The 14,005-nt window shown below is 69.4% G+C and carries 14 protein-coding genes; 7 read left to right on the plus strand and 7 right to left on the minus strand.

Annotated features, from left to right (window positions below):
* Position 1 precedes the first annotated feature (1 nt).
* Together ACFFGN_RS14875 and ACFFGN_RS14880 are read right to left on the minus strand one after the other, a co-directional pair.
* Positions 2-1,405 carry a metallopeptidase TldD-related protein gene (locus ACFFGN_RS14875; protein ID WP_380047693.1) on the minus strand — a complete coding sequence of 468 codons (1,404 nt, stop codon included), beginning with the start codon at positions 1,403-1,405 and terminating at the stop codon, positions 2-4.
* Positions 1,402-2,919 (minus strand): TldD/PmbA family protein, encoded by a 1,518-nt coding sequence (locus ACFFGN_RS14880; protein ID WP_380047695.1) that lies wholly within the window; start codon positions 2,917-2,919, stop codon positions 1,402-1,404. Before ACFFGN_RS14880 ends, ACFFGN_RS14875 begins: the two co-directional genes overlap by 4 nt.
* Before the next feature lie 143 nt (positions 2,920-3,062).
* Here ACFFGN_RS14880 and ACFFGN_RS14885 point away from each other — a divergent pair, with 143 nt between their 5' ends.
* The 4 genes from ACFFGN_RS14885 (at position 3,063) to ACFFGN_RS14900 (ending at position 5,713) form a co-directional block, all read left to right on the plus strand.
* Positions 3,063-3,626: an RNA polymerase sigma factor gene (locus ACFFGN_RS14885; RefSeq protein ID WP_380047697.1), complete on the plus strand. Its 564-nt coding sequence runs from the start codon at positions 3,063-3,065 to the stop codon at positions 3,624-3,626.
* Positions 3,604-4,305 carry a hypothetical protein gene (locus tag ACFFGN_RS14890; RefSeq protein WP_380047699.1) on the plus strand — a complete coding sequence of 234 codons (702 nt, stop codon included), beginning with the start codon at positions 3,604-3,606 and terminating at the stop codon, positions 4,303-4,305. The genes ACFFGN_RS14885 and ACFFGN_RS14890 overlap by 23 nt, the downstream gene beginning before the upstream one ends.
* Positions 4,306-4,326: 21 nt before the next feature.
* Entirely contained in the window at positions 4,327-4,797 is a 471-nt protein-coding gene (locus tag ACFFGN_RS14895) for an NUDIX hydrolase (protein WP_380047701.1), read from the plus strand.
* Positions 4,798-5,041: 244 nt separating this feature from the next.
* Positions 5,042-5,713 carry a hypothetical protein gene (locus ACFFGN_RS14900; RefSeq protein WP_380047703.1) on the plus strand — a complete coding sequence of 224 codons (672 nt, stop codon included), beginning with the start codon at positions 5,042-5,044 and terminating at the stop codon, positions 5,711-5,713.
* Positions 5,714-5,757: 44 nt separating this feature from the next.
* Here the strand turns inward: ACFFGN_RS14900 and ACFFGN_RS14905 are convergent, their stop codons facing one another.
* Positions 5,758-6,258 (minus strand): HAD family acid phosphatase, encoded by a 501-nt coding sequence (locus tag ACFFGN_RS14905; protein WP_380047705.1) that lies wholly within the window; start codon positions 6,256-6,258, stop codon positions 5,758-5,760.
* 108 nt (positions 6,259-6,366) lie between these two features.
* Between ACFFGN_RS14905 and ACFFGN_RS14910 the strand changes: the two genes are divergently transcribed.
* Positions 6,367-6,849, plus strand: coding sequence for an NUDIX hydrolase (locus ACFFGN_RS14910; protein ID WP_380047707.1), 483 nt, complete (start codon positions 6,367-6,369; stop codon positions 6,847-6,849).
* Between the two features lie 175 nt (positions 6,850-7,024).
* Here the strand turns inward: ACFFGN_RS14910 and ACFFGN_RS14915 are convergent, their stop codons facing one another.
* Positions 7,025-7,585 carry a GNAT family N-acetyltransferase gene (locus ACFFGN_RS14915; protein WP_380047709.1) on the minus strand — a complete coding sequence of 187 codons (561 nt, stop codon included), beginning with the start codon at positions 7,583-7,585 and terminating at the stop codon, positions 7,025-7,027.
* A gap of 128 nt (positions 7,586-7,713) precedes the next feature.
* Between ACFFGN_RS14915 and ACFFGN_RS14920 the strand changes: the two genes are divergently transcribed.
* Together ACFFGN_RS14920 and ACFFGN_RS14925 are read left to right on the plus strand one after the other, a co-directional pair.
* Positions 7,714-8,844 (plus strand): metallophosphoesterase family protein, encoded by a 1,131-nt coding sequence (locus ACFFGN_RS14920; protein ID WP_380047711.1) that lies wholly within the window; start codon positions 7,714-7,716, stop codon positions 8,842-8,844.
* Complete coding sequence (locus ACFFGN_RS14925) at positions 8,841-11,645, plus strand: AAA family ATPase (protein ID WP_380047713.1); 2,805 nt, start codon at positions 8,841-8,843, stop codon at positions 11,643-11,645. The genes ACFFGN_RS14920 and ACFFGN_RS14925 overlap by 4 nt, the downstream gene beginning before the upstream one ends.
* A 103-nt stretch (positions 11,646-11,748) precedes the next feature.
* On the opposite strand, the gene ACFFGN_RS14930 is transcribed toward ACFFGN_RS14925, so the two are convergent.
* From ACFFGN_RS14930 to fdhD, 3 genes are read right to left on the minus strand one after another with little or no spacing between them, the layout of a single operon-like run.
* Complete coding sequence (locus tag ACFFGN_RS14930; protein ID WP_380047715.1) at positions 11,749-12,504, minus strand: anti-sigma factor; 756 nt, start codon at positions 12,502-12,504, stop codon at positions 11,749-11,751.
* Between the two features lie 5 nt (positions 12,505-12,509).
* On the minus strand, positions 12,510-13,142 hold the full coding sequence (locus tag ACFFGN_RS14935) for a sigma-70 family RNA polymerase sigma factor (RefSeq protein WP_380047718.1): 633 nt from the start codon (positions 13,140-13,142) through the stop codon (positions 12,510-12,512).
* Positions 13,143-13,182: 40 nt separating this feature from the next.
* On the minus strand, positions 13,183-14,001 hold the full coding sequence (fdhD, locus tag ACFFGN_RS14940) for a formate dehydrogenase accessory sulfurtransferase FdhD (RefSeq protein ID WP_380047720.1): 819 nt from the start codon (positions 13,999-14,001) through the stop codon (positions 13,183-13,185).
* Positions 14,002-14,005 lie beyond the last annotated feature (4 nt).

Here is a 14,005-nt window from a genome sequence, read left to right on the forward strand (position 1 = left end):
GTTAGCTGGCTTGGCTGGTGCTGGACATGTTGAAGTCGGGGACCAGCAGCGGTGGGGTGGCGGTGCGGGGGAAGTAGTCGCCCCATTCGCGGGAGAAGGAGGGCACGGTTTCGCCGGCCGCGGTGAAGCGGGAGAGCAGGTCAACAGGGCTTTCGTTGAAGCGGAAGTTGTTGACCGCGCCGGTGACCTCGCCGTTCTCGATCAGGTAGACGCCGTCGCGGGTGAGGCCGGTGAGCAGCAGGGTCTGCTCGTCGACGGTGCGGATGTACCACAGGCAGGTCAGCAGGAGACCGTGGTCCACGCCTGCGACAAGGTCGTCGACGGATCCCGTGGCGCCTTCCACCTCGAGCACGTAGTTGCCGATCATCGGGGTGACCGGGTTGCCGGTGAGGTCGGCGGAGAACCGGTTCTGCATCAGGTGCTGGAGCTTGCCGCCGCGGATCCAGTCGGTCGCGGACAGCGTGAGCCCGTTGTCGAACACGCTTTGCGAACCGCCGGACGAACGAGCCGTCACGAACGGCGAGCACTCCAGTCCGGCGTAGTGCGGCAGCGAGCGGAGGTTCACCGGGTGCGGGCTGAGCTGCTCGCCGATGCGGGAACCACCCGACGGGTTGGAGTAGACGTTGCGACCCTCGTGCGCGTCGCGGCCCTCCATCTGCCAGTAGAGGTACGTCGTGAGGTCGGCGACCGCGGCGGGCGGTAGCACCGTGTTGTGGCGGCCGGCTTCGACCGCGACGGTGCGGGTGGCCCAGCCGAGGCGGCGGGTCAGCTCGGCGTCGAGGGCGGTGGCGTCGATGTCGGCGAAGTCGCGCGTGGCCGAACCGACCCAGGCCGACTGGCTGAGATCGCCGGACTTACCGGTGACGGATACATATCCGCTGGGTTGTTCGTGGCGAAGGCGGAGGCCGGTGGACGATCCGACATACGTGGTGGTGACCTCGTGATCGGCGAAGCCGTAGAGCCAGCGGTTCTCCTTGCCGGCTTTCACCAGGGCTTCGCCGAGGGCCGGGGCAAACGATTCGTACACCCGGACCGAGGTTTCGCCCGGCTCCTGCTCCCAGCCTGGGCCGACCGAACCGTCGACCAGCGGGCGGGCATCCTCCGCGGGGCTTGATTCGCGGGCCGCGGCGACGGCTGCCGCGACCACCTCGGGCAGCGAGTCGCCCGTGGTGGAGGAACGGCCGACGACGCCCGCCGCCGTACCCTCGCCGGCGCCGACGGTGGCGATCACGGTGATGCGCGAACCACGCATGGCGCCGTTCGTGGTCAGGGTGTTGTTGGCCCAGCGCAGGTTGGCGCTGGAGGTTTCGTCGACCAGTACGACGCAGCCGTCGGCGCCGGCCTGCGCGGCGAGCGCGAGAACGTTGTCGACGGTGTCCTGCGGGGTCAGCTGCGCGGCGCTCATCGGCCGGCCTCCTGCGTGGTGTTGAGAATGCGGACGCCGCGGAACAACGCCGAGGGCGCGCCGTGGCTCACCGCTCCGACCTGTCCGGGCTGGGCCTTGCCACAGTTGAGCGCTCCGGCGAGCAGATAGGTACCGGGACCGCCGACGGCCTCCATCGAACCCCAGAAGTCCGTCGTGGTGGCCTGGTAGGCGACATCGCGGACCTGGCCGTCCAGCTTGCCGTCGGTGATCTTGAAGAAGCGCTGACCGGTGAACTGGAAGTTGTAGCGCTGCATGTCGATCGACCAGGATTTGTCGCCGACGATGTAGATGCCGTTCTTCACCCGGCTGATCAGTTCCTCGGTGGTCGGGCCGTCCGGCGCCGGCTGCAGCGAAACGTTGGCCATGCGCTGGATCGGGATGTGCCCGGCCGAGTCGGCGAAGGCGCAGCCGTTGGAGCGGTCCGTGCCGAGCTTGCCGGCGTTCACCTTCGCCATTCGGCGATCGACCTGGTAGCCGACGAGAACGCCGTCGCGAACCAGGTCCCACTGCTGCCCGGCGACACCCTCATCGTCGTATCCAATGGTGGCGAGGCCGTGCTCGGCGGTGCGGTCGCCGGTCACGTGCATGATCGGGGAGCCGTACTTCAAGGTGCCGAGCTTGTCGAGAGTGGCGAAGCTCGTGCCCGCGTAGTTGGCCTCGTAGCCGAGGGCGCGATCGAGCTCGGTGGCGTGCCCGATCGACTCGTGGATGGTGAGCCACAGGTTGGTGGGATCGATGACCAGGTCATAGTCCCCGGGCTCGACCGAGGGCGCGGCCATCTTCTCGGCGAGCCAGCCGGGCAGGTTCGCCAGCTCCTCGTCCCAGTTCCAGCCGGTGCCGGTGAGGTACTCCCAGCCGCGGCCGGCGGGCGGCGCGCAGGTCCGCATCGAGTCGAATCGCCCGGCCTCGGCGTCGATCGCGAACGCCTCGAACTGCGGGCCGACGCGGACTCGTTGCTGGGTGGTGGAAGTGCCTTCGGAATTGGCGAAGTACTTGCACTCGCTGACCGAGGTGAGACGGGCGTCGACGTGGGTCACGCCGGGCGCGTCGAGCAGCCGCTTGCCGTAGTCCGTGAGCAGCGCGATCTTCTCCGCCCGGGGCAGCGTGAGCGGGTCGATCTCGTAGGCGGAGGTCCACTGGACGTCGTCGTACACCGGTTCGTCGGCGAGCTCGATCGGCTCGGTGTTGATCGCGCGCGAGACCTGCGCGATGTTCACCGCTTCCTCGGCCAGCCGGACGGCCTCGTCGTTCGTCAGCGCGACGCCGGCGGCGAAACCCCAGGTGCCGTCGTGAATCACCCGGACGGCGATGCCGAGATCCTCGTCGTCGCGGGCGCCCTCCAGCACGCCGTCGCGCAAGGCGATCGACTCGGTGCGGATCCGCTCGAGCCGGAACTCGGCGTAACTTGCGCCGAGATCGCGGGCCCGATGCAGCGCGGCATCGGCGAGGTCGCGACGGGGCAGGGCTAGGAAGGAAGCATCGACTTCAGGCACACGGCCGACCCTAAGGCATCGGCCGACGCAATCAACTGAGGTTTTCCGCATTTCAGGGGAACCCTCCGGCGACCCGTGGTGTAAGGAGGGGGAGAGCTGGATCGAGGAGGTGTGGGATCGAGGCCGTCGAGCACGAAGGCGGGGTGCTGGCACGGGTACGAGCCGGGGAGACCGGCGCGTATGCGGAGCTGGTCCGCCGGCATGCCCCGATCGCCAAGCGAACGGCGTTCCTGCTGGGCGCCGGCGCGGACGCGGACGACGTGGTGCAAGAAGCCTTCGTGAAGGCGTATCGCGGGCTCGACGGATTCCGCGCGGACGCGGCCTTCCGGCCCTGGCTGCTGCGGATCGTCGCGAACGAGACGAAGAACCTGCACCGTTCCCGGGTACGGCGAACCCGGCGCGAGGCCGCTTGGCCCGAGGCAGATCCGGATCAGCTGGATCCGTCCGTACACGCATTGTCCGCGGAACGGCGGGCCGAACTGCTCGTCGCACTGCGGAGGTTGTCCGAACCACATCGGCTGGTGGTGACCTGCCGCTATCTGCTCGACCTGGATGAACAGGAGACCGCCGAGGTGCTCGGTTGGCCGCGGGGAACGGTGAAGTCCCGGCTGTCCCGCGCGCTGACGAAACTACGGGACCACCTCGGTGACGATGCTGTGGTCGATGCTGGGAAGGAGGTGCGCGATGGCCGACGACCTGCTGGCTGAGGAACTACGCGCGCTCGGGCGATCGCTTCCTACCCCGGCCGCGGCGCCCGATCTGACCGCCGCGGTGATGAACCGGGTCGCCGAGGAAAAGCCGAGCCGTGGGTTGCGGCGGGACCGGCGCCGGATGGTGGCGGCCGTGCTCGTCGTACTGGCCGGGCTGCTGGCGGCTCCGCCTGTGCGTGCGACGGTGGCCGAGTGGTTCGGCATCGGGGGAGTCGTCGTACGCCCGTTGCCGGGTCCAGGCCCGTCCGAAGCACCGCCGCCACCGACGGCCGCGGCGAATCTCACCGTGGCGGAGGCGACCCGGCTGGCCGGTTTCAGGCCGCTCATGCCATCGGCGCTGGGAGTTCCGGATGGTGTCGAGGTGTCGGCTGACCGGCGCGTGATCTCGCTGAGCTGGGGGAGTGGCGCGGGCACGATTCGCCTTGACCAGCTGGAGGACCGGCTCATCCCGTACTACGAGAAGCAGTTCGGCGGGACGTTCGAACTGACCCGCAAGGGCTTCTGGTTCGAGCAGCCGCACGAGTTGCGCGTCATCGACGAGTCCGGCTCGGCCCACTCGGAGGCGGCCCGTACGGCGGGCCGCACGCTGGTCTGGACCGTTCCAGGCCGAACCCTCCGCCTCGAAGGCGCCCTCACCAAGAACCAGGCCCTGACCATCGCCGACACCACCCGCTGAGTGAGGCCCTACGGTACGGGCATGAGTTTCCGGCTGGCGGCGTACGCCGTGTGCATCGTGGACGCGCGGGTACTGCTCGCCCGGTACGTACCACCGAAGGGCGAGCGGACCTGGACGTTGCCAGGCGGGGGAGTCGACCATGGGGAAGATCCGTTCGACGCGGTGATCCGGGAGGTCGCCGAGGAGACCGGTCATGACGCGGTGGTCGAACGTCTCCTGGGGGTGGACTCGCGCCTGATCCCAGCGGCAGAACGATTGCTGGGAGGGGCGGACCACCAGAACGTCGGTGTCTTTTACCAGGTACGAATCACCGGCGGCGAACTCCGTCCGGAACCGAACGGCGAAACCGCCGAGGCCGCTTGGATTCCCATTCCCGAGGTAGCCCGCCTGCGCAGGTCCGCCCTGGTGGACGTCGGTCTGACACTGGCGCAGACGCTTCCGCCGACCGGCCACGTCGCTTCGGTGCCGGTCGGTGGGCTGATCCAGCACTAGTGTCCTGAGTCGGAAGTTCGTGCACATCTCCGGCGCCCAGGCACGCACCTCGCGGCGTTGGAGAAACGGCCACGATGCTAGAGAGCATCGCGACCGCTTCTCCGCCTTGCGATGCACGCACCTGGACACCGGAGCTGAAGCACGAACTTCCGACTCAGGACACTAGCTCCTTCTGTTCGACGAAGCGGAACGCCTCGGGCGTTGGCGGTGTATGGGGGGTATGTCGAGGGAGAGGGAGTTCCTGATGTCCGTGTTGCGTCGTGTGGTGGCGGGGCTGGTGGTGCTGGGGGCGGTGGTGGTGTTCGGCGCGAGTCCGGCCGTGGCGGGCGGGCCGACGAGCGTGATGGTGGTCGCTCATGATCGGGGAACGGCGGCGGCGATCGTTAATTCCGATCCCGCGTACACCAATCTGGAGAAGGCGTTGTACGAGTCGGCTCCGCAGTCCGGGCCGCAGTCCTCGCATGAGCACGGCGAGGTGATCCGCGTGGTCTGGTACCTGCACGATGTGCACGCCTGGCGGGTCGACGAGATCTATCCGGACGCGCCCGGCGGCCCGTGGGTCGCGACCCGCAAGACGGACAGCTCCGGTGAGTTGGCCGAGACGGCTCGCTGGCATAAAGGCGGCGGCCAGGGGTTGATCAACGCGCTGAAATCCCTCGGCATCTTCGAGCGTCCGGTGGCGCCGCCCGGTGGGGTGGTGGAGGATTCGCCGGCCGAGCAGGACGTGGTGCCCGCGGTTGAGGACGAGCCGACCGCGGCCGTGGCGTCGCCCGCCGAGCAAGGAAGCGGCTGGCGCTGGGGGATTCCCGGCTTCTTCGTCGGCGCGTTGCTCGCGGCCGGCGCCGTCTACCTCCTGACCCGCTCACGCGAAGGCCGCCCCCGTGCAGACCGGGTTCAGCTGATCGACGCGGACTGACTCACTCCCGGCACCTGGTCGGCGTGGTCCAAGGGACCAGCCGGTCAGGTGCGGCCTTCGGTCTCCTGGGCCTCGAACAGCGTGGGCTGGACTTCCTCGTCGAGCGCCCAGTCGGCGTGCAGAACGGTGTAACCCGCCTTCTCCGCGCCGCGCACGACCGCCACGTCGTCGTCCACCAGTACGGCGATCTTGCGCTCGGCGGCGAGTCTGGCGAGCTTTTCCAGCTTCATCACCACTGACGGACGGCGGTCGACGTTGCCGCGCATGAGCAACCGGCCGGGCGGGAATCCGTTCTTCTTCAGCCAGTCGAGCGTGTCCTTGCGGATGCGCTCCGGCCGCCCGGTCAGGTAGATGATGTCGTGGCCGCGAGCCAGCGAAGTGGCGACGGCGTGACCCTCCGGCAGGACCTCGTCGTTCTTACCGGCGGCGAAGAAGCCGTCCCAGTCCTTCGGCCGCTGCTTGATGAAGTGCAGCCGGTGCCGGGTATCCGACAACGTCGCGTCGATGTCGAGTACGGCGAACGGCTTCTCATCGCTTTCGGGCACGGCCCAATCGTGCCACGCCCACGCCGAGCCGCCCTGGTCCGGGTGTCCACGGCAATGCCGTCATGGCCGGGTTACGCCGCGTGTTCGGCGTACTCCATAATCTGCGCCATGGTTGAGCTTGTCGTGGAGCGGAAGACCCGGGACTCGGGTAAGGCCTCGTTCGAGATCGAGACGGTGGTGTCGGACGAGATGCCCTTGGCGGAAAGGGTTGTCGAGGCGTTCGCGTTCGGGCTCGACCGGGACTCCCGGCTGGTCCTGATCAGCGGGCCGGGTGAGACCTGGCAGCTTCCGGGTGGCTCGAAGGGCAAGCGGGAGACGGCGATCGAGCGAGCCGTCCGTGGTGTGCGCGAAGGCACCGGCGCGGAGCTGGTCTCGCCGTTGGCCTTCGCGTTCCGGCGGACCAAGCCGATCCGCGGTACGAAGGTCGACGAGTCGTACGCCGTGCTCTACCTGGGCGCGGTGGATCCGGCCAAGGTCGGTCCCGAGGCGACGTTCTTCACCGCCGACGAGGTGGACCCGGCGTGGCTCGGCGAGGAGACCCCGGACGTGCTGCACGCCGCCCTGCATACCTGGCGCGCCCTGCTCGACTGAGCAGTGATGAGGTGGGCAGCTCCGCAATCGACCTGAATGACAACTGCGGTTGCCCCCTGCTCGCGGGGACACGCCGGGACTCGCGGGCAGTCGCGTCACGATCGGCCAGTGAAGGCGCACGAACTCCGTCGTGCCGCGCGTGCTGATCGGAGGCCGACCAGATTCCGGCTGACGCCTACCCTGACCGGTCGGCCTCCCCAAGAGCGTCCGCCCGGGTGATGGCGTATTCGACCTCGCCGTGTTCGGTACCGGGCAGGGGGTCGTCGAAGTGCTCGTGCCACAGCCGGACGAAACGCAGCCCGGCGTTGCGCATCACCTGACGGGAACCGGCGTTGACCGCCATGGTGATGGCGTTGATCCGGGTCAGGCCGAGGTCGGTCAAACCCTTGTCGACCAAGGCCCGCGCGCCCTCGGTGGCGTACCCGCGACCCCACGCGTCGCGGCGCAGGCGGTAGCCGAGCTCGGCTTCGTCCGGTTTGCCCGGCTCCAGGGCGAACCAGCCGACGAACCGGCCGGTGGCCCGTTCGTGCGCGGCCCAGGTACCGAGACCCGGATGGCGGTCGTACGTGGCGAGCAGCGTGGGCAGCACCGTTTCGGCGATGGTCTCGCGCGGCGTCGGCTTACCCGTCAGGTATCGCATCACCTCGACGTCGGAGTCCAGGTCCACCAGCAGGTCCACGTCGGCGCTGGTGAACTGGCGCAACGCGAGGCGTTCGGTCTTCATGTACCACTCCATGAGGTTGATGCTCGGGGTCCGCGGACGGCCCGGCAAGGGGTTTTTGTGTACGGAGTGCGGTCGATCCGGTGCTACCGGGCGTGCCAACTCGGGTTCTGTCGGTGGCTCGGGTTAGCGTCTGTCCCGCGATGAACGACTCGATCACCTTCCTGCACAGCTCCGACTGGCAGCTCGGCATGATGCGCCGGTTCCTGGGCCCGGACGGGCAGGCCCGGTTCGCTCAGGCGCGCCTGGACGCCATCGTCCGGATCGGCGAGGTGGCGAAAACCACTGGCGCGGCCTTTGTGGTGGTCACCGGAGACGTGTTCGAGCACAACCAGGTCGAGCGGCAGACGATCCTGCGGGCCTGCGAGGCGCTGAAGCGGATCGAGGTCCCGGTGATCCTCCTGCCGGGCAATCACGACGCCCTCGAGCCTGGCTCGCTGTGGACTTCGGCGCAGTGGACCGGGCACGCCCCGGACCACGTCACGGTCCTGACCGGTACGGAACCGTTCGAGGTGCTACCCGGGGTCGAGATCGTCGGAGCGCCCTGGCGTTCGCGCCGCCCGGTGAGCGATCCGGCCGCGCCGGGCTACGAGGAGCTGGCCGCCGACGGCAAGACCCGCATCCTGCTGGCGCACGGGCAGCTGGCCAGCCTCAGCGGCGGCCTGTCCGACGTACCGACGATCAATCAGGCGGCGCTGGAGGCCGCGGTCGCCGAGGGCAAGGTGCGGTACGTCGGCTTGGGCGACCGCCACTCGATGATTCGCGTCACCGACCGAATCTGGTACTCGGGCACGCAGGAGGTCACCGCACCCGAAGAGCTCGAACCAGGCAACGTGCTGGCGGTGACACTGGACCCGGCGAACGACACCATCGCGGTCGAGCCGATTCGCGTCGGTGCCTGGCACATGGTCGAGCACCACGCCGAGCTGGACGACGAGGACTCGCTCACGGCGCTGGAGGACTGGTTCGCCGAACTGCCCGACAAGGAACGGACCTATGTACGGCTCGCCGCGCGCGGATCGTTGCCACTGCCGCTGCTGAGCCGGCTCGACGCGATGATCGACGCCCAAGGTGAGGTTTTCGCCAGTGTCGAGCGCTGGGTCAAGTTCTGGACCGTGCAGCCGGCGCCGGACGCGGGCGATCTGGACATGTTGCAGCTGAGTGGACCGGCCCGCGCCGCGATGGAGGAACTGCGCCAGGCCCTCGCGGGCGGCGACGAATCGGCGGGCGCCGCGCTCACCCTGATGCACCGGCTGGCCCGGGATGCCGGATGAGGCTGCATGAACTGACCCTGCGCAACTTCCGTGGCGTCAAGGACCGCACGGTGGCCCTGCCGGCGGACGGTACGACGGTTGTCATCGGCGACAACGAGATCGGCAAGTCGAGCCTGGTCGAGGCGTTCGCGCTGGTCTTCGAACTGCCCGACGACTCCAAGTCCACCCGGATCAGGGACATCCAGCCGGTCGGTCAGGATGTTGGTCCCGAGGTGATCGCGGAGGTGTCGTTCGGCGAGACCCGGTTGCGCTATCTCAAGCGCTGGCTGAAGAACCGGACCACCGAGCTGTCCGTCACCGGGCCGAACGGCCGCAAGAAGGACTGGACCGGCCGCGAGGCGCACAACGAGGCCGAGCGCCTCTTCGCCGAGCACGTCGATCCGGTCTTGTGGCAGACCCTGATGGTGAACCAGGGCCAGTCCTTGGTGCAGCCCGCACCGGCCGACGCCGAGCCGCTGATCGCCGCCGTCAACGCCGAATCCGGTACGCCGGTGGACGGCGCCTCGATGCCGCTGGTGCTCGCGGTCGAGCAGGAATACCTGCGCTACTGGACCAAGGGCGGCAAGCCCACGGGGGAGTATGCACGCTCCGCGCAGGCCGTCGCGGCCGCGCAGGAACTCGCGACCCGCGCCGCGAAAGCGATGGAAGAGGTCGCCGCCGACGTGCGAAAGGCCGAACGGCTGGCCGACGAGCTGGATGACCTGAGCGTCCGGCTCGCCGACCACCTGCGCGAGGTCGAGGTGCTGCGCGAGCGGAAGCGCACCACGGACGAGATCCTGCTGCGCCGCGATTCGGCTCGTGACCGGGCCGAGCTGGCCCGCGCGAAGCTCGACAACCACACGCGCACCCGCCGCGAGCGCGAGCGGCTGACGGCCGAGGTCGAGCGCTTGACCGAGGCCGAGGCGGAACTGGCCACGCTGCGGGCCGAAACCGAGACGGTCGCGCGCAAGGCCGCCGACGCGGTACGCGAGGCCGAAGCCGTGCTCGCGGACGCCGTCGAGCTGAAGGACCAGCGCCGCGAGTCAGTGCACGAAGCCGAGCAACTGCTCTCAGAACTGACGGACCGGTCCGAGCTGGAGCGACTGCTCGGCCAGCAGACCGAACTGGCCGACGTGCGGGCCCGGATCGCCACGGCCACGAGCGTGCTCGACGGGATCCGGCTGGACGACGACACCGTCGTGGCGCTGGAGGACGCGCGCGCCCGGGTGGTCGAGGCCCGGGCCGCCCTCGCGGCCGGCGTACCTGAGATCGACGTACGGCGATTGGGCGCGGCGGCGGTCGAGTTGTCCGGGTCGGGTATCGACGCGGGCGTGCCAGCCCTTCCCGAACAGCTCGGCGAAGGTGGTAGCGCGCAGCTGCTGGTATCTGGCGAACTGACTGTCACGGTTCCGGGCCAGCTGGAATTGACCGTTCGCGCGGGTGGTGAAGCGGCCACGCTGCGGGCCGCGCTGGAAGAAGCGGTTCGCCGCGAGCGGGATCTGCTCGGCCGGGCCGGAGTGCGCGACCTGGCGGATGCCCGGGAGATGCTGCGCCGCAGTGATACCGCTTCGGCGGAGCTGCAGGAGGCGCGTCGTACCGAGAAGTCGTTGACCGCCGGTGGCGATCCGGGCGAGCGAATCGCCTTGCTGTCGGCGCGGTTGGGCATCGTGCCCGGTGCGCCGGAGGAAGAGCCCGAGCCCGAGGAAGCGGCGCCCGCGGCCAAGCCGGTCGAAGGCGTACCAGGCCAGATGTCCTTGTTCGAGGGGCTTTTCGATGACCTGGACGAGGCCATCGACGAGCCCGAGGTGGATCCGGCCGAGCTGCTCGCGGCCGTCGCGGGCGATGGCGCCCGGGTCGAGGCGGCGCAGCAGGCCCTGGAGGACGCGCGGGCGGAGTTGGCCCTGGCGGAGCGGTTGGTCGCCGACGCGTCGTTCACCGCGACGCAGGCCCGCAAAGCGGCGGACGCGGATCGTGCCGAGGCGGCGCAGATCCGCGCGCGCAGCGAACTGGCGGCCGAGCGTCTGGCCGCGGCGACCGACGCCCTGGAGGCCGCGCGCGCCGAGATGTCGGACGAGGCGGCGGAGGCCACTGAGGCCGAGGCGCTGACCGAGGTCGAGGCCCTGCTGGAGGAACTCACCGCCGTTCAGGAACAAGCCGATGCGGTCGGTGCCGACGAGGTGGCCGGCCTATTGGACGATGCGCTGGCCGTGGCCGCCCGGCTGCAGACCGAGCGCGACACCTTGCGCGACAGCCTGCGAACGACCGAAGGCCGGCTCGAACAGTCCGGACGCGACGGCCTGGCGACCCGGCTGGACACGGCCGAGCTGGAACTGGCCTCCGTGCGCGATGTCTGGGAGGCCCTGAACCGGCGGGCCGAAGCGGCGTTCCGGGTGCACGAGACACTTGGGCGGCACCGCGCCGAGGCGCAAAGCCGGTACTCGGATCCGCTGCAGAGCCGGATCGAGGCGCTCGGGCGTGGGGTCTACGGCCCGAGCTTCAAGGTCACCCTGGACGAGGATCTCGCCGTTTCCGAGCGCGAGCTGGACGGCGTTCGGTTGAGCGTGGACGCGTTGTCGACCGGCGCGCGCGAGCAGTTGGCGATCATCACCCGGCTGGCCATCAGCCACCTGGTCAGTACGGGCGAGGGCAGCGTGCCGGTCATCTTCGACGACGCGCTCGGCTGGTCCGACAAGGGCCGCCTGCGCGACATGGGCGCACTGCTCGGCCGGGCCGGCGACCACGGCCAGGTCATCATCTTGACCTGCATGCCCGAGCGCTACGAATACGTACCCCGCGCCACCTTCATCCGCCTCGAAGCCTGAGCTCTACCCCGATCCTGGCCTGAGCCCTGTACCGCTCGCTGCCTGAGCCTCGCGGCGTGGAACCGGCCCGGCCGCCGGGTGAGGGCGGCCGGGCCGGCAGCCGTCAGGCCATCGGGATGAGCGCGGCGGCGGGCAGGTGCGGTTTGGTCGCGCCGCCCTTGGCCTCGACGGTCAGGCCGAACATGACCTTGCCGGCCAGACCGCCTTCGATCACGTGGGTCTGGTCCGCCACCGCGGGACTCGCCAGGCCGACCGGGTACGCGTCCTGCGCCTTGTCCATCAGCCACAGCTGGTAGGTCCGGTCGTCCGGCAGTTTGCGCAGGCCGTGCAGCAGCACGATCGCGGTGTCCTGGCGGGCCGACATCACCACCGTCGCCTGGCCACCGCCGGACACGTTGCCGCGTACGGTTTTTGCGTCCGGCTGGGCCAGCAAAGCCGCGAGGCGCTGGTTCTCCCGCTGCGTGTTCTGGTTGTCGCGGTACTGGTCGAGGGCCACGCCACCGACCCCCACCACCGCGGCGGCGCTGGCGGCGAGCGAGAAGAACGAGCGCCGGGTCCACCGCCGCGGTTCGGCGTGCGCCACTGGATCCGGCCCTGCGGACACTGGGGCTTCCGGCCGGATCTGTGGCGGTAGTTGCCGTGTCGCGGCGATCTGGGCCATCACCCGGGCCTTCAGTTCGGCCGGCGGAACCTCCGCGACCGGCTGTCCGAGCCGGACGGCGGCCTCCCGCAGCCCGGTCACTTCGGCCGAGCAGGACTGGCAATCGGCCAGGTGCCGCTCGAACCCGATTCGTTCGTCCTCCGGCAGCGCGTTCAGGACGTATGGTCCGGTCAGCGTATGCACGTCTGGGGTAGTCATGGTGCTCACCTCGCCTCCACACCCAGGCAGTCGCGCAGCCGGATCAGGCCGTCGCGCATCCGCGCTTTGATCGTCGCGAGCTTGGCATCAAGTAGCTCCGCGACTTCCCGGTACGAATATCCGCCGTAGTAGGCCAACGTCACCGACTCGCGTTGCAGATCGGTCAGCGAGCCCAGACAGTGCCGGACCTGTTCGGCCTCCAGGCTTGTCGTAACCGCCTCGGACACCTCGTCGTACGCCGTGCTCCCGGAGGCCGCCGCCACGGCCTGGTCCCGGTCGGTGGCCGACTGTTCGGATCGGACCCGGTCGATCGCTCGCCGATGGGCCATCGTCAGCAGCCAGGACGCGACCGAGCCACGCTCGGCATCGAACCGGGCGGCGGTGCGCCAGACCTCGACCATCACCTCCTGGGTGACCTCCTCGGACTGAGCCGGGTTGCGCAGCACCCGTTTGATCAGGCCGTAGACCCGCGGCGCGAAGGCGTCGTACAGGCTGGCGAAGGCGGCGGTATCACCTCGTGCCACTCGTGCCATCAGCTCTGCCGGTGCGTCCGCGGGCGTACTTCCTGCCGTGACCAGCAGGGGCCAGGGCAGCGCCGTCGACTCGTCGCTCACTGTTGATCCTTCGTTCCAGGTCATCTGTCGAAGGTTGTTCGGAGCAGTGAGCCGAACGGATGGTTCAGTGCGTGATGCGGTCCGGCCGGCTGTAGACGACGCAACGCTCGCCGCGAGCGAACCCCGCCAAGGTGACGTCGAACCGCTTGGCCAGGTCCACGGCCAGGCTGGAAGGGGCACCGACGGCGACCACCATGCCGATCCCCGCGGCGACGGCCTTCTGCACGATCTCGTAACCAGCCCGGCCGCTGACCGCGAGGACCTGGCCGGTCCGGTCGTGCTGGTTCAGTACGGTCCAGCCGACCACCTTGTCGACGGCGTTGTGCCGGCCGACGTCCTCCCGAACCAGCACCCGCTCGCCCGTACCGGTGAACAACCCGGCCGCGTGCAAACCACCCGTCCGGCCGAACGTCGGCTGGGCCTCGCGCAGCAACTCGGGCAGCCGCCGAACCACGTCGGCCTCGACCTGTACGTCGTCCACCGGGGCGTAGTCGCGCTCGGCGAGTTCCTCCAGGCTCTGCTGGCCGCAAACCCCGCACGCGGCGGAGGTCACGCCGTACCGGCTGACGGGCTCGCGATCGGGCGGCGCGTCGAGGGAGATCGTGACGGTGTTGAACTGCTGTTCGCGACTGAGCCGGATATCGGTGCAGTAGGCCACGGTCCGCGGGGACGCACTGAACCCTTCGTTCAGGCAGAACCCGGCGGCCAGTTCGAAGTCCGACCCGGGGGTGCGCATCGTCACCACCAGCGGTTCGGCGGCACGGCCCGGCCATTCGAGCCGAAGCTCCAGCGGTTCCTCGGTGACAACCGCGTCCTCGCGGCGGGACACCTTGTCGCCGTCCAGGATTTCGACCTTCACCCGGGTGGTCGGACCTTTGCTCATGACC

This window comes from Kribbella deserti, from assembly GCF_042434725.1.
GTDB lineage: Bacteria > Actinomycetota > Actinomycetes > Propionibacteriales > Kribbellaceae > Kribbella > Kribbella deserti.

What these genes read in the sequence shown, in the direction of transcription:
- ACFFGN_RS14875 (WP_380047693.1), bottom strand. Translation starts at nt 1,405, where the DNA reads ATGAGCGCCGCGCAGCTGACCCCGCAGGACACCGTCGACAACGTTCTC.
- ACFFGN_RS14890 (WP_380047699.1), top strand. Translation starts at nt 3,604, where the DNA reads ATGGCCGACGACCTGCTGGCTGAGGAACTACGCGCGCTCGGGCGATCG.
- ACFFGN_RS14895 (WP_380047701.1), top strand. Translation starts at nt 4,327, where the DNA reads ATGAGTTTCCGGCTGGCGGCGTACGCCGTGTGCATCGTGGACGCGCGG.
- ACFFGN_RS14900 (WP_380047703.1), top strand. Translation starts at nt 5,042, where the DNA reads ATGTCCGTGTTGCGTCGTGTGGTGGCGGGGCTGGTGGTGCTGGGGGCG.
- ACFFGN_RS14910 (WP_380047707.1), top strand. Translation starts at nt 6,367, where the DNA reads ATGGTTGAGCTTGTCGTGGAGCGGAAGACCCGGGACTCGGGTAAGGCC.
- ACFFGN_RS14915 (WP_380047709.1), bottom strand. Translation starts at nt 7,585, where the DNA reads ATGGAGTGGTACATGAAGACCGAACGCCTCGCGTTGCGCCAGTTCACC.
- ACFFGN_RS14920 (WP_380047711.1), top strand. Translation starts at nt 7,714, where the DNA reads ATGAACGACTCGATCACCTTCCTGCACAGCTCCGACTGGCAGCTCGGC.
- ACFFGN_RS14925 (WP_380047713.1), top strand. Translation starts at nt 8,841, where the DNA reads ATGAGGCTGCATGAACTGACCCTGCGCAACTTCCGTGGCGTCAAGGAC.
- ACFFGN_RS14930 (WP_380047715.1), bottom strand. Translation starts at nt 12,504, where the DNA reads ATGACTACCCCAGACGTGCATACGCTGACCGGACCATACGTCCTGAAC.
- ACFFGN_RS14935 (WP_380047718.1), bottom strand. Translation starts at nt 13,142, where the DNA reads ATGACCTGGAACGAAGGATCAACAGTGAGCGACGAGTCGACGGCGCTG.
- fdhD (WP_380047720.1), bottom strand. Translation starts at nt 14,001, where the DNA reads ATGAGCAAAGGTCCGACCACCCGGGTGAAGGTCGAAATCCTGGACGGC.